Below are 23,688 nucleotides of genomic sequence, written 5' to 3' on the forward strand. Positions count from 1 at the left end.
GGGGCGCTGCCGCATGAGTGACAAGCCTGGCATCGAGCTATCGCGGCGCAATTTGCTGATCGGTGGCGGCGTTGGGGTCGGTCTGCTTGTTGCGTGGGCGGCGTGGCCGCGCGAATATCTTCCCAATATGATGCTCGAAAAAGGGGAACATCTGTTCGGGCCGTGGTTGAAAATTGGTGAGGATGGGCGCGTTACGATCGCTGTCCCCCAATCCGAAATGGGGCAGGGCAGCTATACCGCGTTGGCCCAGATTGTCGCGGGCGAATTAGGGGCAGACTGGCGCACAGTGGCTGTACAGCCAGCTTTGCCGAGCCCAAACTTCGCCAACGACCTGTTCGTCCGCGAATGGAGCTCTGCCTTTTTGCCCGCGTCGGTCGGCGTAGTGGCAAATTCGGGTGTTTCGGACGCAATAGGCAAAGAATGGGCCAAGCGCAGCGGCTTCATGATTACCGCAGGCTCAACCTCTATCCGTCAGTTCGAGAGACCCTGCCGCATGGCGGGCGCTGCTGCCCGGACGGTTTTGTGTCAGGCGGCAGCGGAACGGTGGGATACAGCATGGGAAAACTGCGAAACGTTCAATGGCTTTGTCACCTTCGAAAAGAAGCGCATCCCCTTTGCTGAACTGGTTGCAGAGGCAGCGACTTATGACCCGCCCAGTCCTATCCCGCTGCGTGCCTCGCCAGTTAACAGCCTGTCGGGCAAAGAGGCCATCCGGCTTGACGCTGCAGCAAAAGTGGATGGCAGCGCGAACTTTGCCGGCGACGTCCGACTACCTGACATGCTCTACGCTTCGGTGCGGGCAGGTCCGATAGGGGATACGCGGCTCAAGGAAATGGACCGCGCCGGGGCTGCGGATATTAAGGGCCTTGTCGATGTTGTTCGCACCGATGGCTGGGTGGCGGCGCTAGCGACCAATTGGTGGGCGGCGAATAAGGCGCTCGACGCGATGTCGCCGGTCTTCGCCACCACGGGCAGGATGCCAGACAGTGCAACGATGAACGAGGCGATGGAGCGGGCGCTGAATAAAGGCCCCGGATCGCGATTTGTCGACATAGGCTCGGTTGATGGAGCACTCGAGAAGGCGGCGGGTACCCGCGTATATCGCAGCCAATTTGCCGTCCAACCGGCCGTTCATGCACCTATTGAAACGCGCAGTGCAACGGCAGACTACAAAGACGGGCGATTGACCCTGTGGTTGGCGACGCAGGCACCAGAGGCGGCCCGAACCGCGGCTGCCGAAGCGATCGGCATATCGCCCGATGATGTAACTCTTATCCAAATGCTGGCAGGGGGAAGCTTTGGCCGCAACCTCGATTCCCGCATCGCGGGGCAAGCGGCAGTACTTGCCAAACATGCCGGGCGGCCAGTGCAGCTTGTCTGGTCGCGCCCGGAAGATTTCATTCGCGATATCGTCCGTCCGCCCGCGCACGCGCGGATGACGGCAGCCTTGGGCAAGGGCGGCGTGATTGCGGGAATGGCGGTTCGCATCGCCGTTCCCTCTTTTGCGCGACAACAGGTACGTCGTTTGAAAGGGGACGGAACGGTAGAAGCTTGGAAGTCCGTTGCGGACGAGCATGATCCGCTCGCGATCGACGGCGCTTTTCCGCCCTATGCGATCCCCAATCTGAGTATTGATCATTTCCCGGTTGACCTACCGCTGCCAACGGGCCTCTGGCGCGGCAATGCGCATAGCTACACCGCTTTCTTTGTGGAGAGTTTTGTCAACGAGCTGGCAGCAGCCGCGGGCATTGAGCCCCTCTCCTACCGGATGCAGATGCTGGTTGGGCAGACGCGACTGGCGCGTTGCCTCACCGGCGTCGCGACCCTTGCCGGTTGGGATGGTGGCGCGGAAAACAGCGGTAAAGGGCTGGCGTGCCATTCAATGTATGGCAGCCATATCGCGGTCATCGCGACTGCTCGTACCGGAGAGCAGGGCGTGCGTGTCGAGCGCATTTCGGCAGTCGTCGATTGTGGGCGGCTGATCAATCCCGAACTGGCTCGACAGCAGATCGAAGGCGGAATCATTTTCGGTCTGGCGCAGGCATTGGGCTCTGCCACCGAATATGAAAATGGCTTGCCAATTGCTCGCCGCCTGCGCGACATAGATTTGCCGCTGCTTTCGGATATTCCGGAAATCGATGTTGAATTCATTCGCAATGATGAGGAACCTGGCGGAGTCAGCGAATTGGGTGTGCCCGCGGTTGCGCCTGCAATTGCAAATGCGTTGTTTTCGGCTGCGGGAGTGCGGCTAAGGGAATTGCCCTTATTGTCGCGCGGGCTGTGACCGGTAAGCGCGGCGCATGAATATTCCTGCCAACCATCCTCCCGTAAAGACACCGCGCATCGGCGTGTTGTTGGTCAATCTCGGCACGCCTGAAGCGCCGACCGCATCAGCCGTGCGCCGCTATTTGAAGCAGTTTCTTTCTGATCGCCGGGTGGTCGAAATCCCGGCCCTTATCTGGCAGCCAATATTGCGTGGCATAATCCTGAATGTGCGGCCGCGAAAATCGGCGGCGAACTATGCCAAGGTCTGGATGCCCGACGGCTCCCCATTGGCGGTCTACACCAATGTCCAAGCCGAAAGCCTGCAAACGCGTTTAGGTGGCGAAGTCGATGTACGCTATGCCATGCGTTACGGCGAACCCGCCATCGCCCGCCAGTTAGAGGCGATGAAAGCGGATGGCTGCGACCGCATCCTGCTCGCGCCGCTCTATCCGCAATATTCAGGTGCCACCACCGCCACGGTGGTCGATGAGGCCTTTCGCGCGCTGGCCGGAATGCGTTGGCAACCTGCACTGCGGACTTTGCCTGCCTATCACGACGATCCGGCTTATATATCGGCGTTAGCCGCAACGCTGAATGCGGAGCTGGCAAAGCTTGATTTCGAACCCGACGCCATAGTGGCCAGCTTTCACGGCATGCCCGAGCGGACTTTGCATCTGGGTGACCCCTATCATTGCCATTGCCAAAAGACGGCGCGCTTGCTTTCGGAAGCATTGGGCAAGCCGCTGACCATCGCCTTCCAGTCACGCTTCGGTCGTGCCAAATGGCTTGAGCCGTCGACCGAAGACACGATCAAGCGACTGGCGAATGAAGGCAAAAAGAAGATCGCCATTTTCGCGCCTGGTTTCTCCGCTGATTGTCTCGAAACGCTCGAAGAACTGGCGATGCAGGGCAAGGAGCAGTTCGAGGAAGCAGGCGGTGAACACTATGCCTATCTACCCTGCCTGAATGCCAGTGAGCCAGGCATGGATATGCTCGAAGCCCTCGTGCAGCGGGAACTTTCCGGCTGGCTGTGAATAGCGATGCACTGACGTTTACGGAAACTTGTTGCCCGACCAAACTCTGGTTATGCCACTCATAAGACTAATAAACAGTCAGGAGTGGATTTTATGACGCGCATTGCGGTGGTTACCGGTGGCACACGCGGTATTGGTGAGGCAATCAGCCTTAAGCTGAAAGAAAAGGGACGCTTTGTCATCGCCAACTATGGCGGTAATGATGCTGCTGCCAAGGAATTTTCTGACCGCACCGGGATTGCCGTCCGCAAATGGGATGTGGGCAATCATCAGGCTTGCCTTGACGCCTGTGCGGCTATCGAATCCGAATTCGGCCCGATCGATATCATGGTCAACAATGCGGGCATCACCCGCGATGCGACGATGGTCAAAATGACATTCGAGCAATGGGACGAGGTTATCCGCGTCGACCTGACCGGCTGCTTCAACATGGCGAAGGCTGTGTTCGCCGGAATGCGTGAGCGCAAATGGGGCCGTATCGTCAATGTCGGCTCGGTCAATGGGCAGGGCGGGCAGATCGGCCAGGTCAATTATGCCGCCGCCAAATCGGGCATTCATGGCTTCACCAAATCGCTTGCGATGGAAGGCGCGCGCTTCGGCGTCACCGCCAATGCCATCGCCCCGGGCTATATCGCGACCGAAATGCTCGCAACGATCCCTGACAATGTGATGGAAAAAATTGTCGCGCAGATCCCCATTGGCCGCCTTGGGCAGGCCGATGAAATCGCGCGCGGTGTCGAATTCCTGACCAGCGATAACGCAGGCTTCATCACCGGATCGACCCTGTCGATCAATGGCGGGCAGCATATGTATTGATAATGACTGGCCGGTCACCTTATCACCCGCCGGTCAAGCGCAGCGTCACCATATCAGGGCACCAGACCTCGATCAGTCTGGAGCCGCTGTTTTGGGATATGCTGAAGGCAGCTTCAGACGAGACCGGGCTGCCGGTCAATGCGCTCGTTGCAGCGATCGATAATGAGCGGCTCGCTTCGCCGACGCCCAGCGGCCTTGCTGGAGCTATCCGGATATGGCTGGTCGAAAGACTGAAAACCAATAGCGCCACATAAACAAGATGCCGCCCTGCGAGGCAGGAGCGGCACCAGTGGCGACCCGATACCATCCCATGAGGACGGTTCGACATCTTCGGTAAATAACCGCGTCGCGGATGCTGCAATCTGTACCGGCTTTGTCATCGCCAAATCGGGGGGGACATAGGCGACAATGTGAAGTGCGATATAAGGGAGGGATTCAGGGAGCGCACTTGGCCGGTGCGATGATTGCATCAACCGCTCCGTAAGCTTGGTTTGCCCCTCAACGCTCACTTTGGCCATACCGCTTTTCGCCCATAGGGGAATGTCGGGGTTAAATACCTGCTTCTACAGCTATCCGGACCGCATCGGCGGCATTGGATGTCGACAGTTTCTTGAACAACAGCATACGATGCATCTGCACGGTCTTTTCGCTGAGGGTCAGCATATAGGCGATCTGTTTGGTCCGATATCCCTGTGCCATCAGTTTCAGTATCTCGCGCTGACGCGGCGACAATGTGTCGACAAGCGCCGCTGCCTGCTGTTGGCGGATCGCGGTGATGCTGTCTTCGGTCTTGGCAATTTCAATCTGCGAACCAACGAAATATTCGATTTCTCCATCGGCATCGAACAGTGGCGCGATCATGACGGCGTTGCGAAACTGGGTGCCGTCCTTTTTGTAATTTACCAACTCTGCGATCGTCGGTGTTCGCTGTTCGATGGCGACGCGTAGCTTTTCCGTCTGTGCAGTTTCGGTTTTCGCTCCGCGCAAAAATCGGCAATTCCGGCCAACGACCTCATCCTCATCATAACCGGTCAGATCGAGGAAGGCCTGGTTGACCGCGATCAATGGGTTGTCGGTTTGCCGCGGGTCGCTGACAACTGTGGCAATCGGGCTATGACGGATTGATTCCAGCACAGGATGCCGGTTGCCGACAGTGGACTTAACAGACTTCATCGAACAATCCCTCTGCAGGTAAAATGCCCGAAGTTCACATGCTTATCAAGTAGCTGCAAAATCCTTTAGTCCGCCCCAACCCGCTCAATATCAGCACCGACAAGGCTGAGCTTTTCCTCAAGCCGTTCATAGCCGCGATCGAGGTGATAGATACGGCTGACCTCGGTCTGTCCTTCTGCGACCAGCCCTGCGATGATCAGACTCATCGATGCGCGTAGGTCGGTGGCCATCACCGGTGCTCCGGTCAGCTTGGGCACGCCGTGCACGATAGCCGTCCTGCCCTTGGTTTCGATATGCGCACCCATGCGGTTGAGTTCGGGAACGTGCATATAGCGGTTTTCGAAGATGGTTTCGGTCAGCACGCTAGCGCCATCGGCCATGCAGAGCATCGCCATGAACTGCGCCTGCATGTCGGTTGCAAATCCTGGATAAGGTGCGGTCGAGATGGTCAGAGGTTTCAGCCGACCTTCTGCTGCAACACGCAGCCCGCCTTTCACGGATTCAACGGTGACGCCGCAGGCCCGCAGCGCATCAACTGTTGCCTGCATTTCGCTTTCATTGGCCCCGATCAATTCAACCTCACCGCCGGTTGTAGCAACCGCGCAGGCATAGCTACCGGCCTCGATACGATCCCCCATCACGCGGTAGGTTGCGCCGTGCAAGCGGTCCTTTCCGTGGATGGTCAAGTCAGAGCTACCAATGCCTTCGATTTCAGCGCCCATGGCGACGAGCAAATTGCAAAGATCCACGATTTCGGGTTCGCGAGCGGCATTGTGCAGCACGCACGTCCCCTTGGCGAGCACGGCTGCCATCAAGGCATTTTCAGTCGCGCCAACCGAAACAACGGGGAAGGTATAACTACCCCCTGGTAGCCCGCCCTTGGGCGCGGTTGCCTTGACGTACCCTGAGGCCAATTCAATCTCTGCACCAAAGGCTTCAAGCGCTTTCAAATGGAGGTCGATCGGGCGGTTGCCGATTGCGCAGCCGCCAGGCAGCGAGACTGTCGCTTCGCCCATCCGCGCGAGCATCGGGCCAAGCACGAGGATCGACGCGCGCATCTTGCGGACCAGTTCATAGGGTGCGACCGAGGAGGTGATGCGCGTTGCCTCCAGCGTCATCACCCGGCCAAAATCCTCGGGACGCGAACCGGCAATCGTCGTCGAAATGCCGAACTGGTTCATCAGGTGCTGGAAGCCGTCAATATCGGCCAAGCGCGGTAAGTTTCGAAGTGTAAGCGGCTCGTCAGTGAGAAGCGCACAGGGAAGCAGCGTCAAGGCGCTGTTCTTGGCCCCTGAAATCGGAATTTTACCTTTGAGCTTGTTGCCGCCGCGAATGATAATTTTGTCCATCGCAGCGGTTTAGCGCGATGCGCGGCGCGTGCAAGCTCATCCTTTGCGCAGCGCCTCCGCCACCTGACCGAGCCGTTCCTTGCCCCAGAACATTTCATTGCCGACGAAGAAAGTGGGCACGCCAAATGCACCGCGCGCAGCGGCTTTTTCGGTGTTGGTGACAAGTTCAGCCTTCACCTCCGCATCCTCGGCCTTGGCAAGCAGCGCTACTCCATCCAGTCCGGCTACATCGAGCACGTTTTTGACAACCGCCGGGTCGCCCATGTTCGCGCCTTCCTCCCACATCGCCGCCATGATCGCTTCGACATAGGGCATGAAACATCCCAAATGCTGCGCAGCAACTGCACCGCGCATCAGGTGCAGCGAATTGATGGGGAAATTGGGGTTCATTTTGAACGGCACATTGTGCGCCTTCACGAAACGGTTGAACTCAAGCATTTCATAGTCGCGCTTCGCCGGCGTTTCGGCATAGCGCATCATAGGCGCTTGGTTGTTGGTGATTTTGAACAAGCCGCCCAGCAGGATAGGCACATATGTGGCTGTCGCGCCTGTTTCCTTGCACAACTCTGGAAGAACTTTGTGGGCAAGGTAGCTGTTAGGGCCACCAAAATCGAACAGGAATTCAAAGTTTTTGCTCACCATGTCTCTCCCCAAGGGCGCAGGTCCAATTCGTGGGTCCACGCGCTGCGATGCTGCTTATGCAGTGCAACATATTGCGCAGCAATGGCCTCCGGCGAGAGCACCAAATCATTTGCCTTGGCATCGTCGAAATCAGGACGGAGGCCGCGTATAAATTCGGTGTCGATACCGCCATCGATGATGCTGTGCGCGACATGGATATTCTGCGGCCCCAGTTCGCGCGCCATCGATTGCGCCAGCATGCGCAGTGCTGCTTTCGCGCCTGAAAAGGCAGCATAGCCTGCACCGCCGCGGATAGAGGCCGTTGCACCGGTGAAGATGATCGTACCTCGCTGGCGCCCCATCATGTGTTTGGAGACTTCACGGCCCATCAGGAAACCAGCAAAGGTCGCCATCTCCCAGACCTTGCGATAAACCTGCGCGGTTGTTTCTGTGATGCCGAAGCGGACATTGGCACCGATGTTGAATACGGCGACCTCGATAGGCCCGATATCGCGTTCGATAGTCTCTACCAACGCTACCATTGCATCTTCATCGCGCGCGTCCGCCGGATAAGCATGAGCTTTGTGTCCGGCGTCGCGGATGGATTGCGCCAGTTCCTCCAGCTTGTCGGCATGACGCGCACGGCGGTTGACGCAGGCGGTGTAGCCTTCGGCGGCAAAGGCCCTGGCGATGGCACCGCCGGTTGCGTCACCGGCGCCGATAATCAGGGCTGCAGACATAAGCGAATCTCCTTGGCGCACCATAGTAGCTATGATAAACATAGTAACAAGTGGAATTTGAAAGGGCTGATTGCATGCCACGTCGTACCGATCTTTCCGACACTTTTTGCCCTGTTGGCCGCTCGGCGGAACTTGTCGGCGATCGCGCCGTTTTGCTAATATTGCGTGACCTGTTTTTCGGGGTGCGCCGGTTTGAAGCCTTTCAGGCGAACACCGGCCTTGGCCCGCAGATTTTGGCGGACCGGCTCAAGCGGATGGAACGGGAGGGCGTAATCGAAAAGCGGCCATACCAGCAACGCCCCGTTCGCCACGAATATTGGCTCACCGACAAAGGCAAAGCGTTGTTCGATGTGCTCTATGCCATGCGCAACTGGGCCGAACGCTGGGCCTATGCGCCCGAGGAAAATGGCGCGTTTGGCCGAGCTGTTCGCTATACGCACCGGCAATGTGGTGCAGACGTCGGGCTTTCTACCACTTGTCCGCTGTGCGGCGAGACACTGGGTTATGGCGATCTGAAAGGCGAGATGTCGCCTGCGTTGCTGGCGGAGAGAGAAGCGCGAGTAGCGCGCTAGGTCACGCCTTCTCCAGCGTGCATTGCAGCGGGTGCTGGTGCTTCTTGGCGAAATCCATCACCTGGTTCACCTTGGTTTCGGCGACCTCATAGGTGAAGATTCCGCACACGCCGACGCCCTTTTGGTGGACATGCAGCATCACCCGCGTGGCCTGCTCGGTATCCATCTGGAAAAAGGCTTTCAGCACATGGACGACGAATTCCATCGGCGTGTAATCGTCGTTGAGCAGCAGCACTTTATATTGGCTGGGCTTCTTGGTCTTGGGCCGGGTGCGTGTCGCAAGCCCGACGCCGGGCCCGCGTGTATCGTCCCGATCGCCGTCTGGTCCCGCTGTAACGCGAATATTTGAATTCCGGTCCAAAGCCATGTCCTGAAAATAGGGTAAGGTGGGGGCGTTCCGCAAGTGCTGTTAATGGTAAATCGCGCACAAAGAAAAAGCCGCCCTTCCGCTTGGGAAGGACGGCTCTTTCAAAATGCGCCGGTTTGTCTGGTTTCCTGCCTCCAGGGAGGAGAGGAGAGAGGGGGCAGGTGCTCTAACGCCCCGGCGCAATCTTTCAGGAGGGCTTATGCAGCCTTCTTGAAAAAGTCGGCAGCGACCGCGAAACGGTTCGAGATCGGCTGGAACATGTCGTTTGCAAGCTTCACGAGCGCTTCGGTGTTCTTCGAACCCTGCGCAACCGCAGTGTCAAAGCCCTTGCGCATCCATTCGCCCTGCAGCTTCACGAAGTCGGTCGGGTTCTTCACGCCGGTGACTTCCTTGACGGCTGCCTGAGCTTCTTCGAAGTTCTTCTTGGCATATTCGAGGTTGGTCTTGCCCAGATCCTGTGCGCCCTTGGCGACGATCTTGCCGGCTTCAACCAGTGCTTCGAGGTTGGCCTTGTTGAACTCGGTTGCTTCAGCAGCAAACTTCTTGCCCTTTTCTGCAGCTTCGGTTGCCTTTTCGCGAACGTCGGCGAAAAAGTCTGCAGCCTTGGCCTGTGCTTCCTTGGCGGTCTTTTCTACGGTGTCAGTCATTTTCTTGACTCCTTCAGAGAGGGGTTTGTCATCCACAGAGACAATGCTCGTCACCAGCTGCTCTGCCTTTGCAGGCGTTGCTTCGGTTGCGGTGACAACCGGCTTGGCGGGTGCAGCCTTGGGCGCCGCAGTCTTGCGGGCTTTGGTTGCGGTCGTTTCAGCCTTGCTTGCCATTTTCATGCACCATTTCTGTTTTGTTGCAGTGCACAATAATGATTCAGGGGGTGGGAGTCAATGAAAATTGTGCAGTGCACAAAAAATAAAATCCGCCTTTTACAGCGGATTGTGGGAAAAGCTGTCCCCGGGGATGGTTCCGGGGACAGTTTAGGCGATGCGTACTTTATGCGGCTTCGTCGATAACGAGCCGTTCAAACCGGTCATAGTGATAATCGGCAGAACCGAATTGGCCTTCGATGAGCGTCGCGCGCTTGAAGTAGTGGCCGATCGCCAGTTCCTGCGTGATGCCGATGCCGCCATGCGTCTGGATCGCGTTCTGGCCGACAAATTTCGCGCCTCGTGAAACCTTGGCCTTGCACTGCGATACGGCGGCCATGCGCTCGTGCGCGGGCTTGTCGAGGTGCAGCGTGGCATAGGTCGTCATCGACTTGGCCTGCTCGACCTCCATGAACATGTCCACCATGCGGTGCTGCAGCACCTGGAAGCGGGCGATGGGCTGGCCGAACTGCTGGCGCTGTTTTGAATAGTCGAGCGTGCCTTCGTGCAGCTTCGCCATAACGCCGGTGGCTTCTGCACAGACTGCGACGGTTGCTTCGTCGACCACACGGTCGATCAGATCCATCCCGCCAGCGAGCAAGGCATCGCCGGGGATCGCAACATTTTCGAAATAGACTTCCGAAGCGCGATTGCCGTCGACGGTAGGATAGTCGCGGCGGGTGATACCGGGCAGATTGGCGTCGATCAGGAACAGCTCAACACCGTTGCGCTCACGGTTTGAACCACCAGTGCGGGCGGTGACCAGCAGATGCGTTGCCCATGGCGCGCAGTAAACAACGCCTTTGTGACCGTTCAGGATATAACCGCTGCCGTCGGCCTTGGCCGTCGTGCGGATATTTGCGAGGTCGTAACGACCCTGCGGTTCGGCATAAGCAAATGCGATGATGGTTTCGCCAGAGATAATGCCGGGGATATGCGCCGCCGCCTGTGCACCGCCAACAGCCTTCAGCGCGCCGCCGCCGATGACGACAGTCTGAAGGTAAGGCTCAATCGCTATTACCTTACCGAATTCTTCCATCAGCAAAGCATTTTCCAATGCTCCGCCACCAAGGCCGCCATGCTCTTCGTCAAAGGCAGCGCCCAGCAGGCCCAAATCATTGGCCAATGCATTCCAAATGCCGGGATCACGGCCCACGTCGGTCGCAATCATTTTCTGGCGAGTATCGAAATCATAAGTGTCGGCCAGAAAACGCGCGAGCGTGTCGCGGATCATCCCCTGGGTTTCGTTGTAGGTAAAATCCATTTTTGCTTATCCTCTCAAAGCCCCAGAACCATCTTGGCGATGATGTTATGCTGGATCTCGTTGGATCCGCCATAAATGGTGGTCTTGCGCATGTTGAAATAGCTCGGCGCTGTGCGGTGTGCATAGTCCGGGCCGATCGGGTGCTCGTTGTCGCCCTCGCCAAAGCCACGGAAGTAAGGCGCGCCATAATGGCCGACCGCTTCCAATGCGAGTTCAGTAATGCGCTGCTGGATTTCCGATCCCTTGATTTTGAGCAGGCTCGATTCCGGTCCCGGGCCACGCCCTGCCGCTTCACCCGCCAGGCTGCGCAGCTCGGTGAATTCGAGTGCAGTCAGGTCGGTCTGCAGCTCGGCCACCTTGCGCTTGAAGAAGGGGTTGGCGAGCAGCGGACGATCGCCATCCTGTTCGGAACGGGCGATATCCTTGATGCGCTCGATACCGCGCTTTGAGGCCGCGACGCCGGCAATGCCCGTACGTTCGTGGGCAAGCAGGAACTTGGCGCAGGTCCAGCCTTTATTCTCCTCGTAAACGCGGTTTTCAACCGGAACGCGGACGTCCTCGAGCCAGACTTCGTTCACTTCGTGCTCGCCGCCCAAGGTGATGATCGGGCGCACGGTGATGCCAGGAGTTTTCATGTCTACAAGGAGGAAGCTGATGCCCTCCTGCTGCTTCGCATCGGAATCGGTGCGGACAAGGAAGAAACCCCAATCGGCATGCTGTGCCATCGTCGTCCAGGTTTTCTGGCCGTTGACGACATAATGTTCGCCATCGCGCACGGCTTTGGTGCGCAGCGAGGCAAGGTCCGAGCCCGAGCCAGGTTCCGAATAGCCCTGGCACCACCAATCCTCACCCGAAAGGATGCGGGGAAGGAACTTGGCTTTCTGTTCGGGTGTGCCGAAGGTGTAAATGACTGGGCCAACCATCGATAGGCCGAAGGGCATCAAACGGATGCAATCGGCGCGGGCGGTTTCTTCCGACCAGATATAGCGCTGTGTCGGCGTCCAGCCGGTGCCGCCATATTCAACTGGCCATGCGGGGGCGACCCAGCCCTTTTTGTGCAAAATGCGGTGCCAGGCGAGGAAATCCTCTTTGCCCAGCTCGTCGCCTTCGTCTTGCTTGCCGCGCAGTTCCTGCGGGTAGTTTTCGGCAATAAATGCCCGCACTTCGTCACGGAAGGCGAGGTCTTCGGCAGTGAATTCCATATCCATGGCAGCTCTCCTCAATTGCGGCAATGTAGCGCGCACGTCCTCGCAAGGCGAGCCGACTCGCACCAAATCCGTCTGACATCGGAATTACCGGACGTTTACGTAAACGTCAATTGACCTGCCTCTATTTTACCAACATGGTGTGGCTACTAATATTGCCTTGAGGAGAGGGCATTTATGGAGGAATGGCGGCGCGGTTGGCGCACCGTTTTGGGCGCGGCGCTGGCGGCAGCGACAGGCGTCAACCTGCTCTATTTTGTCTTCAGCCTGTTCATTCCCCATCTGCAAAAGGAAACCGGCTGGACACTCGGGCAGTTCTCTCAACTGCAGGCGATTGTCGGCATAGGCTCGCTCGCGGCACCACTCGCCGGCTGGGCGATGGATCGATATGGATGTCGCAAAGTCTGGGCGGCCGGTATGGTCGCCATTGCCCTGTTATACATAGTGGTGGGTGTGGCGCCGGTAATCCCGGCGATGTTTGGTGCCCTTGTATTCGCGACAGGCCTCATCGGTGTTGCAACAACCTCCATATCCTACACGCGGGCAGTCAACAGTTGGTTCGAGCGGCAAAGGGGCCTGGCGCTTGCGCTTTCGGCCACAGGAATTTCCCTCGCGGCCATATTCCTGCCGCCGGTGCTGGAGCGGATCATCACTCTTGAAGGGTGGCGCACCGGCTATTTCATGTTGGCAGCGCTCGCCTTGTTCATCGGTTTACCGTCGATATTGTTCCTCGTCGCAGATCCACCGCCCCGCAAGGCGAGTTCTTTGGAAGATCACGAAAGTTTGCAAACCGGCCCCGACTCTTTTTGGCGTAGCGGGACCTTCTGGCTGATTGCCGTCAGCTATATCGGCATCAACATGCCTGCCTCCGGGATGCTTAGCCAGATGGTTCCGATGATGCTGGAGGAGGGTCTGACATCGACACAGGCGGCATTCGGTATCTCCGCCTTTGCCGCAGGGCAGTTTTTCGGCAGGCTCGCCTGCGGCTGGTTGCTGGATAGGGTGAACCCGCAACGCACAGCGTTTTTCTTCACACTGATCCCGGCGATTGGATGTGTATTACTGTGGCAGACGCAGAACTATTACGCTGCCGCGCTTTTTGCGGTGGCGGCTATCGGTGTGCAGCAAGGGGCGGAGATTGACCTGCTCGCTTATTTCGTGGCCAGCCGTTTCGGAATGGATCGCTATGGCACCATCTATGGCTGGGTGCAGGTTGCAGGCTGGATGGGCACGTTGTGCGGCGTTCTGCTGTTTGGCAAGATTCACGACTGGAATGGTGACTATTCGCTGTTCCAGGCCGGTGCGGTTTTTTCCTATCTCATTGCCGCGACCGGCTTCCTGTTCATCCGGTTAAAGCCTCAGCGTGTTTTCACATAGCTGCCCGGTGCTTCTTCCAGCGCTTTCAGCTTGCCTTCACCCGGTTGGCGTGCGCCTTTGGCCGCGATCTGCTTTGGCGCCTGAGCCGACAGCCAGTTGAGCCAATCGGGCCACCAGCTCCCCTTGGTCTCGGTCGCGCCTTGAACATATTCGTCGAGGCTCGAAACCGTGGGGTCTTCGTTGAGCCAATATTGATATTTGCCCTGTGCCGGTGGGTTGACCACACCTGCAATATGGCCGCTACCTGCCAGCACGAAGCGGACAGGTCCTTGGAAATGATCGCGGATTTTCCAGACGCTTGTAGCAGGCGCGATATGGTCCTCGCGGCCGGCCTGCACGTAGGTCGGCGTTGTGACTTTTCGCAGATCAATCGCTGTGCCGAGCGCGGATAGCGCGCCCGGTTCGACCAGCTTGTTGTCGCGATAGAGATCGCACAGATAGTCCTTGTGCCACTTGGCAGGCAGGTTGGTGACATCGCCATTCCAGTGCAGCAGATCGAATGCCGGATAGTCTTCGCCCAACAGGTAGTGCTTGTTGACGGTAGACCAGATCAAATCGTTGCCGCGCAACAGGTTGAACGTCAGCGCCAGGTAGCGGCCGTCTAGAAAGCCTTGCTGTGACGCCAGCGACTCGATCATCTTCAACTGATGCTCATCGATGAAGTTGAGCAATTCACCGCTGCGCGTAAAATCGACCTGCGCGGTGAAGAAAGTAGCACTCTTCACCTTGGCGTCTTCGCCGCGAGCAGCAAGGATGGCGAGTGTCGCAGCGAGCGTTGTTCCCGCAACGCAGTAGCCGATGGTGTGGACGCTATCGACTTCAAGCGCATCGCGGATGGTATCAATCGCATCGATCTGCGCCGCGATATAATCGTCCCACACCACATCGCGCATCGACGCATCGGCCGACTTCCACGATACGACGAATACGGTGATACCTTGGTCGACGCACCATTTGATGAAGCTTTTCTCAGCGGTCAGGTCGAGGATATAGAAGCGGTTGATCCAAGGCGGGAAGATAACCAACGGAGTCTCGAAAATCTTTTCGGTGGTCGGCGTATATTGAACGAGCTGATAGAGCGGCGTCTGGTGCACTACCTTTCCGGGGGTGCAGGCGATATTCTCGCCGAGCCGGAAGGCCTGCGGGTCGGTATGGGTCAACTGTCCGCGCTGCATATCCGCCAGCATGTGGCTGACGCCTGTCATCAGGCTCTGTCCCTTGGTCTCGATCGCCTTTTCGAGCGCAACCGGGTTGGTCAGTGGCGAATTTGCCGGACTCATCGCCTCGATAACCGTACGCACAGCGAATTCGAGCTTGGCCTTATCCGCCTTTGACAGATGCTCCATCTCGTGCGCAGCGCCGATCATATAATCGGACATCAGCTGGTAACCTTGCCGCATCAGGTCAAAAACCGGATGTTCCCATTGCGGGGCGGAAAAGCGGCGGTCTCTCGGGTTCAGCTTGTCATGTCCGGCTTTGGCCAGTGGGGCCAGCACTTCGCCCCATGCGTCCAGCGCATGCTTGTAGGCGGAAAGCGGGTCGGCCGCGCCAGCCCCGAAAGTTTCAGCCATTTTGGCGAGTTGTTCGGGGTCCATCAGGGGCGGTGTGGTGGGTGAATCGGCCATGTCTGTTGCATAACTCAAGCGGCCGCATTGTCGAAGCTTCTATTTGTTGTGCGGCGCAACATAGACATTGCAGCAAAATGCACGTATAGAGCAGTTTGAAAACTGGAACCCCAATGACAATTGAAAAACTTCCCGCGCTTCTTGGCGAAGCGCTTACCGCGCGTGGCTATACCACGCTGACCCCTGTGCAATCCGCCGTTATCGCCGAAGAAGCCGTCGGTCGTGACCTCGTTGTTTCGGCGCAAACCGGCTCCGGCAAGACCGTTGCTTTCGGTCTCGCCATGGCACCCGAGATTCTCGACGGCGGGCTGGTCAGCCTCGCGCGCGATCCCGCAGCTTTGATCATTGCCCCGACCCGTGAACTGGCCTTGCAGGTCAGCCGCGAACTGATGTGGCTTTATGGCAAGGCCGGCGTGCGCATCGCCACCTGCGTCGGCGGGATGGATGCGTCGAAAGAGCGCCGCAACCTCCAGACCGGGCCGCAGATTGTGGTCGGGACGCCTGGGCGTTTGCGCGACCATTTGGAGCGCGGCGCGTTGAACCTGTCGGCGCTGAAGGTCACGGTGCTCGACGAGGCCGACGAGATGCTCGACATGGGCTTCCGCGAAGAGCTTGAGGATATCCTCAACGCCACACCTGAAGGCCGACGCACACTGTTGTTTTCGGCGACGATGCCCAAGCCGATTGTCGCGCTGGCCAAACGCTATCAGAATGATGCGCTGCGCATTTCGACCGTCGGCGAAGATCGCGGCCATGGTGACATCAGCTATCAAGTCGTGACGGTTGCACCGCCAGATATCGAAAATGCGGTCGTCAACCTGCTCCGTCTGCACGAAGCCGATACCGCAATCCTGTTTTGCGCGACGCGGGAAAGCGTGCGGCATCTCTATTCTAAGCTGACAAATCGCGGCTTCAACGCCGTGGCGCTATCCGGCGAACATAGCCAGAGTGAGCGCAACCAGGCCTTGCAGGCGTTGCGCGACCGTCGCGCCCGCGTCTGCGTCGCCACCGACGTTGCTGCGCGCGGGATAGATCTGCCCAACCTGTCGCTCGTTATCCATGTCGAACTGCCGCGCGATGCCGAAGGTTTGCAGCACCGTTCGGGTCGTACCGGCCGTGCCGGCAAGAAGGGCACGGCCGTTTTGGTGGTGCCTTACCAACGGCGCAAGCGTGTCGAATCCATGCTGCGCGGTGCGCGGATCGAGGCGGAATGGATCAAGGTTCCGACCGCCGAGGATATTCGCGCGAAAGACCATGAGCGGCTGCTCGAAATGCTGCTGACCCCGGTCGAGGCCGAAGAGGAAGACCGCGCGCTGGGTGCACGCTTGCTCGAAACGATGAGCGCCGAGGATGTGGCTACAGCGTTGGTCCGCGCGCACCGCGCCAAAATGCCTGCACCCGAAGAGTTGCTCGACAATGGCAGCGGGGAGCGGATGCCCGACAATCGCCGTGCAGGCTTTGACGATTCGGTCTGGTTCAAACTGAACATCGGTCGCCGCAACAATGCCGATCCCAAATGGCTTTTGCCGCTGCTTTGCCGCAGGGGCGGGGTGACCAAAAATGATATCGGCGCGATACGTATTGCCGCGGATGAAACCTATGTCGGCATCTCGGCCGCTGCCGCGCGGCATTTTGCCAAGGCTGTGGCGCAACGCGGACATGATGAAGACAATGATGTCGAAATTATCGAGGCTGAAGGTCCACCGCGTCAGGCTGCGCGCGAGAACAAGCGCAAGGGCCGAGCCAATGAAGCTACACCTCGGCATAGTCCGCGCCCGTTCAAGGGGCCGCGCAGTGATGGCGGCGCAGGCGAAGGCAAGCGCCCTTTCCGCCAAGGTAGCGCTCCATCGAAGCATGGCGTGAAACATAAGGCCAAGGGCAACCGGCCTCGCTAGGCCGGTTTTTCTGGCAAATCGATGAAACATCGCGCATGAGGGCGGCTCTCTAACCTATTTGTAACAAGGAGCCTCTGGAGTCCGATGTCCGAAGAATTCTACCGCATGAAGCGCTTGCCGCCCTATGTCATCGCTGAAGTGAATGCGATGCGAGCGGCCGCCCGTGCGGCGGGAGAGGATATTATTGACCTCGGCATGGGCAATCCCGACCTGCCGCCACCCCAGCATGTGATCGACAAGCTGGTAGAGGTTGCGCAGAAACCCGATGCGCATGGCTATTCGGCGTCGAAGGGCATTCCGGGCCTTCGACGCGCACAGGCAAACTATTATGGCCGCCGTTTTGGCGTCGATGTCGATCCCGAAACCGAAGTGGTTGTGACCATGGGGTCAAAGGAAGGGCTCGCCAGCCTTGCCACCGCGATCACCGCGCCGGGCGATGTCGTGCTCGCACCCAATCCCAGCTATCCTATCCATACCTTTGGATTCATTATCGCAGGGGCAACCATCCGTTCGGTTCCGACAACGCCTGACGAAAATTATTTCCGTGCGCTTGATCGCGCCATGGCGTTCACTGTGCCGCGCCCGTCGATCCTTGTGGTCAACTATCCGTCAAACCCGACTGCCGAAACGGTTGACCTTGCATTCTACGAACGGCTGGTCGCCTGGGCGAAGGAGAACAAGGTCTGGATCCTATCCGACCTAGCCTATTCCGAGCTCTATTTTGATGGCAATCCGACAGTTTCGATCCTGCAGGTCAAGGGCGCGAAGGACGTTGCTATTGAATTCACCTCGCTGTCGAAAACCTATTCGATGGCCGGATGGCGGATCGGCTTTGCGGTAGGGAATAAGCAGCTGATTGCCGCAATGACGCGGGTGAAAAGCTATCTCGATTATGGGGCCTTCACCCCGATCCAGGCAGCGGCTTGTGCGGCATTGAATGGCCCGCAAGATATCGTCGAAAAGAACCGAGAGCTATATCACAAGCGGCGTGACGTGCTGGTCGAAGCCTTTGGACGTGCTGGTTGGGAAATCCCTGCACCGCGGGCGTCAATGTTCGCCTGGGCCCCGTTGCCGCCAGCCCTTGCCCATCTCGGCAGTCTTGAATTTTCGAAGCAACTGCTGACCGAGGCCAAGGTCGCGGTTGCCCCAGGCGTTGGCTATGGTGAGGATGGCGAAGGCTTTGTTCGCATCGCGATGGTCGAAAACGAGCACCGCCTGAGACAGGCCGCGCGCAACATCAAACGCTATCTGCAATCTATGGGCGTGAATACACCAACGCAGGCGAAGGCGATTTAGGGCAGCGTTGCTTCGATACTGGGCTTGAAGGCCGGTTCCACCCGTGCCTTCGACGCCTGTTCATAGGCATAGCCTGCCTGGAGCACGCGCTCGTCATCCCATGCGGTACCGACAAAGCTGATGCCAAGGGGTAACCTCTCGATTGCCCCCATCGGAACCGTCAGATGGGGATATCCCGCAATCGCGGGCAGGGCACTGGCGCTGGGGCCCGAATATTGGTCGCCATTCACAAGGTCGGTCTTCCAGGCAACGCCGGTCGTCGGCGATACCAGCAAATCGACCTTGTTTTCGCGGAGCAGTCGATCGATGCCTTCGGGCCCGGCTAAGCGTTTCGATTTGGCGAGCGCTTCCAGATACGCAGGATCGTCCAGGCCCTTTTTGGATTGGGCAAGATCGAATAACTCCTGCCCGAACCAGCGCAACTCGGCGGGCTCGGCCTTGTTGAAGGCGATGACCTGTTCGAGCGTGCGGGTTTTCACGGTTGACGGCGTCGTGGCAAGATAGGCGTTCAGGTCGGCTTTGAGTTCGAACATCAACACCTCGAACTCTGCTTCGCCCAGCCCGTCAAAGCCCTTTCGGCTGTCCGCGATATCGACAATCTCTGCACCCTGCTTGCGCATCACATCGAGCGCCGCTTCGAAGCGCGCCTGGATGGCTGGATTGTCACCTATGCGGTCGCGTGCGACGCCGAGGCGCATGCCTTTGAGTGCATAGGCGTTGAGATTCGCGGCATAGTCTTTCTTTCGTTTATCCGCCTCTGCAGTTGCGGGATCAGTCGCATCGCTTCCTGCCATCGCAGTCAGCAGAAAGGCCGCATCGCGCACCGTGCGGGTCATCGGTCCCGCTGTGTCCTGACTATGCGAAATTGGCACGATCAGGCTACGGCTGACGAGGCCTAGCGTGGGTTTGAACCCGACAACGCCGTTGACCGACGACGGGCAGACAATAGAGCCGTCAGTCTCGGTGCCAATTGTCAGCGGTGCAAGATTCGCTGCCGCTGCCGCACCACTGCCGGCTGACGAGCCGCAACTATTGCGATCGAGCACATAGGGGTTGCGCGTAAGGCCTCCCACCGCGCTCCAGCCACTGGTCGAGCTGCCCGAACGGATATTGGCCCATTCGCTCAAATTGGTCTTGCCTAGGATAATGGCGCCGGCCTCACGGAGGCGGGCGATCATCGGGGCATCGCGATTGGTGATGTTGTCTTTAAGCGCCAGCGATCCGGCGGTGGTCGGAACTGGCCCCGCCACCTCGATATTGTCTTTCACCAGCACCGGAATGCCATGCAACGGTCCGCGCACCTTGCCTGCCCTGCGCTCCGCATCTAAACGCCGCGCCTGTTCGATAGCGTCCGGAAATATGGCAATCACGGCGTTCAGGCGAGGGCCGCTATCGTCGATATCCGCAATCCGTTTCAGATATTGGCGAACGATTTCTTCCGACGTCCCCAATCCCGCAACTTGCGAGGCCGAAAGTGCAGTGACTTCGGAATCGAATCCCGAATGCAGGATTTGCGCTGTAGGCGAACGGGCCTGAACTATGGTCGAAGCACACAGGGCGGCGGCGAATACAATGGCTGTTCTCATCCGCACAGCCTAGCACTTGCGGAATCGGTTTCAATCCGCCATCGAATTTGCATGTCCAAAAAAGATTTCGCCTTCCGTTATCCCCTCCGCGTCCGTTGGGCAGAGACCGACGCGCAGGGTGTTGTCTTCAACGCGCGCTATCTCGATTATGCCGACGTTGCCGTCACCGAATATTGGCGTGCCTGCGGGTTGCGGCTGGTCAATCCCGATGAACCGCTTGAGTTCCATGTCAAAAAGGCAACGGTGCTCTGGAACGCACCGATCTTCCCGGACGAAATGATCGAGGTGATGTGCCGTACCACCAAAATGGGGCGCAGCAGCATTACCAAGATCGTCGAAATCCACGGCGCGACCGAAGATGGATCGGACGACCTGCGCGCAGAGGTAGAACTGGTCAGCGTGTTCGTCGATCTCGAATCACACCGACCGATGCCATTCCCCGAATGGATAAAGGAAGTGTTCCTGAAGTTCGATGCCAAGGCGGAAAATGCACCCTCGCGTGAAGAGGTTCCCGCCGAATGAACGCGCGCGTCGAATTCTTCTACGACCTATCCAGCCCATGGACTTATCTGGCCTTCACCAATTTGTGGCCGTTGCTGGAACGGACCGGCGAACAGGCGGTGCTGCGTCCGATACTTGTCGGTGGAGTGTTCAACGCGGTGAACCAGTCGGTCTATGCCGCGCGCGAGATGACTGACAATCGCAAGCTCAAGCATAGCTGGAAGGTTTTGCTCGATTGGGCCGCGCTGGCCAGGGTGGAGATGAACTTCCCGTCCAAATGGCATCCGGCCAAGAGTGTGAACGCCATGCGCTTTGCTTGCGCATTGGAAGGCGATCAGGATGCACTACGCCGTTTTTCCAAGGCTGCGTTCGAAAGTTATTTTGGCGCTCAAGAAAATCTGGATGACGCAAATGTGTTGGCGGCAGTAGCCAATGGCATCGGGCTGGATGGTGCGGCGCTGAAGGCGGCATCGCAATCGGATGAGGTAAAGGCTCGACTGCGCGCCAACACCGAAGAGGTGATTGCGCGCGGCGGCTATGGATCGCCCTCGATCTTTGTCGATGGCACCGACATGTATTTTGGCAATGATCAGCTGCCCTTGGTTGAGGCAGCGCTTGGGAGAGAGAAGCAATGAACGACCGCATTTCAATCACCATGCTCGAAGACGGCATCGCCGATGTCCGCATGACCCGCGTTGACAAGATGAATGCCCTCGACGGTGCGCAATGGAATGCGTTGGTCGAGGCGATTGAGCAGTTGAAGGCGACCCCGGGCCTCCGCGTTGTTGTGCTTTCTGGCGAAGGGCGTGCATTTTGTGCCGGCCTCGATCTTGCCAGTCTGCAAAGCGAACGCGATCCCGGCGCGAGCAGCGCTGGCGGTTCGCTCGCCGATCGCACCAAGGGCATTTCGAACAACGCGCAATATGCTGCCTATGGCTGGCGCGAACTGCCGGTGCCCGTGATTGCAGCCGTGCATGGTGTAGCCTTTGGCGCGGGCAGCCAGATTATGGCGGGTGCCGATATCCGCATAGTCCATCCCGACACGCGCATTGCGATCATGGAAATGAAATGGGGCCTCGTCCCCGATGTCGGCGGCATGCCGTTGTGGCGCACGCAGGTGGCCGACGATGTGCTGCGCGAAATGATTTACACCAACCGCGAATTCAACGGTGTCGAGGCCAAGGAAATGGGCTTTGCCACCCATGTTTCCGATGATCCGCATGCCAAGGCGATGGAACTGGCGCGGGTGATTGCAAACAAGAACCCGCATGCCATTCGAGGTGCCAAGCGTATGTGCAACGCGTTGGCGACATCAAGCGATGCAGAATTGCTTCAGATGGAAAGCGACGAGCAGTTGAAAGTCATCCGCACGCCTAACCAGATGGAAGCGGTGATGTCTGAAATGCAGAAGCGGAAGCCGAACTTCGCGGACTAAGGCTTAATTCCCCTCCCGTTTAGGGGAGGGGGGAAGAAGTTAATCGACTGGTTTCGCCATCATCTCTTCAAGCTCGGCAACCACTTCGGCGCGTAGGGGCTTGGCCTCATTGTCGGTGCGGCAAACGATCACGCTGTCGCAGGTTCCGATGCACTGGCCCTTCTGGAACATTGCCTGCACCACAACCCAGCTTGAATTGCCGATGCGGCCAATGCCCGAACCGATAGTTACCGGGGCGGGAAAATTTCCTTCACGTAGGTAATTGATCTCGACCGAGGCGACCATCGTGCGCTCATTCTTTGGCCGCTCGGTCCATGGCCGCGCCTTGCGGTGCAGCTGGACGCGGGCATTCTCGAACAAGGACGCGAAAGCGACATTGTTGAGATGCCCGTTGATATCCATATCCTGAAAGCGGGTGTCGCTCTCCAGGATGATGGGATAGGCAGCCAGATTGAGCCGCCACCCTTCTGGTTTCGCCATTACAGCTTGCGCCCGATCAGTTCTTTCATGATCTCGCTGGTGCCGCCGAAGATACGGGTTACACGCGCACCGCGGAACTGCTTGGCAATTGGATATTCGTTCATGAAGCCCGCACCGCCATGAAGCTGAAGGCACTTGTCAACGACTTCGCCTTGCAGCTCGGTATGCCACAGCTTTGCCGCCGATGCCTCTTCGGGGGTCAGCTCTTTCTTGATGTGGCGGGCTAGAGCCCAGTCGATATGTGCCCAACCCACCTGCAGCTTGGTCTTCAGGTCTGCCAGCACGAAACGGGTGTTCTGGAAATCGAGGATCGGCTTGCCGAATGCCTTGCGCTCGCGCACAAATTCGACCGTCTGATCGAAACTGCGCTGCGCAGCTGTCTGCGCGCCAATAGCAATCGAAAGTCGCTCCTGCGGCAATTCGCTCATCAGATAGATGAAGCCCATGCCTTCCTGACCGAGGCAGTTGGTGATCGGAACGCGGACGTCTTCGAAAAACAGTTCCGACGTGTCGGCAGCATCAAGGCCGACCTTGTCGAGGTTGCGGCCGCGCTTGAAGCCTTCACGATCCGCCTCGACAAGGACGATAGACACGCCCTTATAGGCCGGGTTCGCATCGGGATCGGTCTTGCAGCAGACGAGGATCAAGTCGGCATTCTGGCCGTTGGTGATGTAGGTCTTTGCACCGTTGACGACATAATGGTTGCCATCCTTTTTCGCGGTGGTGCGCATGCCCTGAAGGTCGGAACCGGTGCCCGGCTCGGTCATGGCAATGGCGGTGATGACTTCGCCCGAAACCATCTTGGGAAGCCACTGCTTTTTCTGCTCTTCGGAGCCATATTGTATGATGTAATTGGCAACGATATCGGTCTGCAGCGAGAAACCCGTCGCGACATCGGTGTTGTAGCCGAATTCTTCATTGATGATGGCGTTATAGCCAAAATCTAGGCCCAGCCCGCCAAATTCCTCTGGAACGGTGGGGCAGAGCAGGCCCAGTTCGCCCGCCTTGGGCCATACATCGCGCGGGACGAGACCGTCTGCGTCCCATTTGTCCGCATTGGGCTCGATCTCTTTGGCAACAAACTGGCGGACCGTTGAGCGGAAGGCTTCATGATCTTCGTTATAGGCGGTGCGGTGCAATGCATCGAGCGACATGGCGCGAGTCTCCTAAGGCTGTTCTGGCCGCCAGAAACAGCAAGTTTACGCAAGCGTCAAGCGGGAATTTAAC

At 58.2% G+C, this 23,688-nt stretch carries 23 protein-coding genes; 11 read left to right on the forward strand and 12 right to left on the reverse strand.

Features of this window, described 5'->3' with window-relative positions; translation table 11 throughout:
• Window positions 1-13: 13 nt before the first annotated feature.
• The 4 genes from Q0239_RS00155 to Q0239_RS00170 all read left to right on the forward strand — a co-directional run bounded on the left by Q0239_RS00155 (window position 14) and on the right by Q0239_RS00170 (window position 4,369).
• The gene (locus tag Q0239_RS00155; protein ID WP_298596522.1) at window positions 14-2,284 is read left to right on the forward strand and encodes a molybdopterin cofactor-binding domain-containing protein; all 2,271 of its coding nucleotides are present in this window, start codon (window positions 14-16) and stop codon (window positions 2,282-2,284) included.
• Between the two features lie 16 nt (window positions 2,285-2,300).
• Window positions 2,301-3,299, forward strand: a complete 999-nt coding sequence (hemH, locus tag Q0239_RS00160; RefSeq protein ID WP_298596525.1) for a ferrochelatase — start codon at window positions 2,301-2,303, stop codon at window positions 3,297-3,299.
• 93 nt (window positions 3,300-3,392) lie between these two features.
• A complete protein-coding gene (gene phbB, locus Q0239_RS00165) occupies window positions 3,393-4,115 on the forward strand; it encodes an acetoacetyl-CoA reductase (protein WP_298596528.1) in 723 nt (240 codons plus the stop codon).
• Window positions 4,116-4,117: 2 nt separating this feature from the next.
• The gene (locus Q0239_RS00170; RefSeq protein ID WP_298596531.1) at window positions 4,118-4,369 is read left to right on the forward strand and encodes a ribbon-helix-helix domain-containing protein; all 252 of its coding nucleotides are present in this window, start codon (window positions 4,118-4,120) and stop codon (window positions 4,367-4,369) included.
• 295 nt (window positions 4,370-4,664) lie between these two features.
• On the opposite strand, the gene Q0239_RS00175 is transcribed toward Q0239_RS00170, so the two are convergent.
• The 4 genes from Q0239_RS00175 to Q0239_RS00190 form a co-directional block, all read right to left on the reverse strand.
• Complete coding sequence (locus tag Q0239_RS00175; protein WP_298596534.1) at window positions 4,665-5,288, reverse strand: LuxR C-terminal-related transcriptional regulator; 624 nt, start codon at window positions 5,286-5,288, stop codon at window positions 4,665-4,667.
• Window positions 5,289-5,353: 65 nt separating this feature from the next.
• Entirely contained in the window at window positions 5,354-6,637 is a 1,284-nt protein-coding gene (gene murA, locus Q0239_RS00180; protein WP_298596536.1) for a UDP-N-acetylglucosamine 1-carboxyvinyltransferase, read from the reverse strand.
• A gap of 36 nt (window positions 6,638-6,673) precedes the next feature.
• Entirely contained in the window at window positions 6,674-7,279 is a 606-nt protein-coding gene (locus Q0239_RS00185; protein ID WP_298596539.1) for a 2-hydroxychromene-2-carboxylate isomerase, read from the reverse strand.
• Window positions 7,273-7,998, reverse strand: a complete 726-nt coding sequence (locus Q0239_RS00190) for an SDR family oxidoreductase (RefSeq protein ID WP_298596542.1) — start codon at window positions 7,996-7,998, stop codon at window positions 7,273-7,275. The genes Q0239_RS00185 and Q0239_RS00190 overlap by 7 nt, the downstream gene beginning before the upstream one ends.
• A 74-nt stretch (window positions 7,999-8,072) precedes the next feature.
• On the opposite strand from Q0239_RS00190, the gene Q0239_RS00195 reads away from it, so the two are divergent.
• Window positions 8,073-8,570 carry a helix-turn-helix domain-containing protein gene (locus tag Q0239_RS00195; protein ID WP_298596545.1) on the forward strand — a complete coding sequence of 166 codons (498 nt, stop codon included), beginning with the start codon at window positions 8,073-8,075 and terminating at the stop codon, window positions 8,568-8,570.
• Between the two features lies 1 nt (window position 8,571).
• Here Q0239_RS00195 and clpS read toward each other — a convergent pair whose 3' ends face one another.
• The 4 genes from clpS to Q0239_RS00215 all read right to left on the reverse strand — a co-directional run bounded on the left by clpS (window position 8,572) and on the right by Q0239_RS00215 (window position 12,269).
• Entirely contained in the window at window positions 8,572-8,937 is a 366-nt protein-coding gene (gene clpS / locus Q0239_RS00200; RefSeq protein WP_298596548.1) for an ATP-dependent Clp protease adapter ClpS, read from the reverse strand.
• A 197-nt stretch (window positions 8,938-9,134) separates the two neighbouring features.
• A complete protein-coding gene (locus Q0239_RS00205; RefSeq protein ID WP_298596551.1) occupies window positions 9,135-9,758 on the reverse strand; it encodes a phasin family protein in 624 nt (207 codons plus the stop codon).
• Between the two features lie 166 nt (window positions 9,759-9,924).
• Window positions 9,925-11,061 carry an acyl-CoA dehydrogenase family protein gene (locus tag Q0239_RS00210; RefSeq protein ID WP_298596554.1) on the reverse strand — a complete coding sequence of 379 codons (1,137 nt, stop codon included), beginning with the start codon at window positions 11,059-11,061 and terminating at the stop codon, window positions 9,925-9,927.
• A 14-nt stretch (window positions 11,062-11,075) separates the two neighbouring features.
• Window positions 11,076-12,269: an acyl-CoA dehydrogenase family protein gene (locus tag Q0239_RS00215; protein ID WP_298596557.1), complete on the reverse strand. Its 1,194-nt coding sequence runs from the start codon at window positions 12,267-12,269 to the stop codon at window positions 11,076-11,078.
• 174 nt (window positions 12,270-12,443) lie between these two features.
• On the opposite strand from Q0239_RS00215, the gene Q0239_RS00220 reads away from it, so the two are divergent.
• Window positions 12,444-13,643 (forward strand): MFS transporter, encoded by a 1,200-nt coding sequence (locus tag Q0239_RS00220; protein ID WP_298596560.1) that lies wholly within the window; start codon window positions 12,444-12,446, stop codon window positions 13,641-13,643.
• Here the strand turns inward: Q0239_RS00220 and Q0239_RS00225 are convergent.
• The gene (locus Q0239_RS00225; protein WP_298596563.1) at window positions 13,625-15,268 is read right to left on the reverse strand and encodes an alpha/beta fold hydrolase; all 1,644 of its coding nucleotides are present in this window, start codon (window positions 15,266-15,268) and stop codon (window positions 13,625-13,627) included. The genes Q0239_RS00220 and Q0239_RS00225 overlap by 19 nt on opposite strands.
• A 113-nt stretch (window positions 15,269-15,381) precedes the next feature.
• On the opposite strand from Q0239_RS00225, the gene Q0239_RS00230 reads away from it, so the two are divergent.
• Together Q0239_RS00230 and Q0239_RS00235 are read left to right on the forward strand one after the other, a co-directional pair.
• Entirely contained in the window at window positions 15,382-17,163 is a 1,782-nt protein-coding gene (locus tag Q0239_RS00230) for a DEAD/DEAH box helicase (RefSeq protein WP_298596566.1), read from the forward strand.
• 84 nt (window positions 17,164-17,247) lie between these two features.
• Complete coding sequence (locus tag Q0239_RS00235; RefSeq protein WP_298596570.1) at window positions 17,248-18,459, forward strand: LL-diaminopimelate aminotransferase; 1,212 nt, start codon at window positions 17,248-17,250, stop codon at window positions 18,457-18,459.
• Here the strand turns inward: Q0239_RS00235 and Q0239_RS00240 are convergent.
• Entirely contained in the window at window positions 18,456-20,045 is a 1,590-nt protein-coding gene (locus Q0239_RS00240; protein ID WP_298596573.1) for an amidase, read from the reverse strand. The two genes, Q0239_RS00235 and Q0239_RS00240, sit on opposite strands and share 4 nt — an antisense overlap.
• A gap of 51 nt (window positions 20,046-20,096) precedes the next feature.
• On the opposite strand from Q0239_RS00240, the gene Q0239_RS00245 reads away from it, so the two are divergent.
• The 3 genes from Q0239_RS00245 to Q0239_RS00255 are packed head-to-tail and all read left to right on the forward strand — an operon-like array spanning window position 20,097 to window position 21,981.
• Entirely contained in the window at window positions 20,097-20,567 is a 471-nt protein-coding gene (locus tag Q0239_RS00245) for a thioesterase family protein (RefSeq protein ID WP_298596576.1), read from the forward strand.
• Complete coding sequence (locus Q0239_RS00250; RefSeq protein WP_298596578.1) at window positions 20,564-21,181, forward strand: 2-hydroxychromene-2-carboxylate isomerase; 618 nt, start codon at window positions 20,564-20,566, stop codon at window positions 21,179-21,181. The genes Q0239_RS00245 and Q0239_RS00250 overlap by 4 nt, the downstream gene beginning before the upstream one ends.
• Window positions 21,178-21,981 (forward strand): crotonase/enoyl-CoA hydratase family protein, encoded by an 804-nt coding sequence (locus Q0239_RS00255; RefSeq protein WP_298596580.1) that lies wholly within the window; start codon window positions 21,178-21,180, stop codon window positions 21,979-21,981. The genes Q0239_RS00250 and Q0239_RS00255 overlap by 4 nt, the downstream gene beginning before the upstream one ends.
• A 39-nt stretch (window positions 21,982-22,020) precedes the next feature.
• On the opposite strand, the gene Q0239_RS00260 is transcribed toward Q0239_RS00255, so the two are convergent.
• Window positions 22,021-22,461, reverse strand: a complete 441-nt coding sequence (locus tag Q0239_RS00260; RefSeq protein WP_298596583.1) for a thioesterase family protein — start codon at window positions 22,459-22,461, stop codon at window positions 22,021-22,023.
• Window positions 22,461-23,615: an acyl-CoA dehydrogenase family protein gene (locus Q0239_RS00265; protein ID WP_298596586.1), complete on the reverse strand. Its 1,155-nt coding sequence runs from the start codon at window positions 23,613-23,615 to the stop codon at window positions 22,461-22,463. The genes Q0239_RS00260 and Q0239_RS00265 overlap by 1 nt, the downstream gene beginning before the upstream one ends.
• Window positions 23,616-23,688 lie beyond the last annotated feature (73 nt).

The organism is uncultured Sphingorhabdus sp. (assembly GCF_937872355.1).
GTDB lineage: Bacteria > Pseudomonadota > Alphaproteobacteria > Sphingomonadales > Sphingomonadaceae > Sphingorhabdus_B.

Coding starts and splice junctions, on each gene's coding strand:
- Q0239_RS00155 (WP_298596522.1), top strand. CDS start 14: ATGAGTGACAAGCCTGGCATCGAGCTATCGCGGCGCAATTTGCTGATC.
- hemH (WP_298596525.1), top strand. CDS start 2,301: ATGAATATTCCTGCCAACCATCCTCCCGTAAAGACACCGCGCATCGGC.
- phbB (WP_298596528.1), top strand. CDS start 3,393: ATGACGCGCATTGCGGTGGTTACCGGTGGCACACGCGGTATTGGTGAG.
- Q0239_RS00170 (WP_298596531.1), top strand. CDS start 4,118: ATGACTGGCCGGTCACCTTATCACCCGCCGGTCAAGCGCAGCGTCACC.
- Q0239_RS00175 (WP_298596534.1), bottom strand. CDS start 5,288: ATGAAGTCTGTTAAGTCCACTGTCGGCAACCGGCATCCTGTGCTGGAA.
- murA (WP_298596536.1), bottom strand. CDS start 6,637: ATGGACAAAATTATCATTCGCGGCGGCAACAAGCTCAAAGGTAAAATT.
- Q0239_RS00185 (WP_298596539.1), bottom strand. CDS start 7,279: ATGGTGAGCAAAAACTTTGAATTCCTGTTCGATTTTGGTGGCCCTAAC.
- Q0239_RS00190 (WP_298596542.1), bottom strand. CDS start 7,998: ATGTCTGCAGCCCTGATTATCGGCGCCGGTGACGCAACCGGCGGTGCC.
- Q0239_RS00195 (WP_298596545.1), top strand. CDS start 8,073: ATGCCACGTCGTACCGATCTTTCCGACACTTTTTGCCCTGTTGGCCGC.
- clpS (WP_298596548.1), bottom strand. CDS start 8,937: ATGGCTTTGGACCGGAATTCAAATATTCGCGTTACAGCGGGACCAGAC.
- Q0239_RS00205 (WP_298596551.1), bottom strand. CDS start 9,758: ATGGCAAGCAAGGCTGAAACGACCGCAACCAAAGCCCGCAAGACTGCG.
- Q0239_RS00210 (WP_298596554.1), bottom strand. CDS start 11,061: ATGGATTTTACCTACAACGAAACCCAGGGGATGATCCGCGACACGCTC.
- Q0239_RS00215 (WP_298596557.1), bottom strand. CDS start 12,269: ATGGATATGGAATTCACTGCCGAAGACCTCGCCTTCCGTGACGAAGTG.
- Q0239_RS00220 (WP_298596560.1), top strand. CDS start 12,444: ATGGAGGAATGGCGGCGCGGTTGGCGCACCGTTTTGGGCGCGGCGCTG.
- Q0239_RS00225 (WP_298596563.1), bottom strand. CDS start 15,268: ATGGCCGATTCACCCACCACACCGCCCCTGATGGACCCCGAACAACTC.
- Q0239_RS00230 (WP_298596566.1), top strand. CDS start 15,382: ATGACAATTGAAAAACTTCCCGCGCTTCTTGGCGAAGCGCTTACCGCG.
- Q0239_RS00235 (WP_298596570.1), top strand. CDS start 17,248: ATGTCCGAAGAATTCTACCGCATGAAGCGCTTGCCGCCCTATGTCATC.
- Q0239_RS00240 (WP_298596573.1), bottom strand. CDS start 20,045: ATGAGAACAGCCATTGTATTCGCCGCCGCCCTGTGTGCTTCGACCATA.
- Q0239_RS00245 (WP_298596576.1), top strand. CDS start 20,097: ATGTCCAAAAAAGATTTCGCCTTCCGTTATCCCCTCCGCGTCCGTTGG.
- Q0239_RS00250 (WP_298596578.1), top strand. CDS start 20,564: ATGAACGCGCGCGTCGAATTCTTCTACGACCTATCCAGCCCATGGACT.
- Q0239_RS00255 (WP_298596580.1), top strand. CDS start 21,178: ATGAACGACCGCATTTCAATCACCATGCTCGAAGACGGCATCGCCGAT.
- Q0239_RS00260 (WP_298596583.1), bottom strand. CDS start 22,461: ATGGCGAAACCAGAAGGGTGGCGGCTCAATCTGGCTGCCTATCCCATC.
- Q0239_RS00265 (WP_298596586.1), bottom strand. CDS start 23,615: ATGTCGCTCGATGCATTGCACCGCACCGCCTATAACGAAGATCATGAA.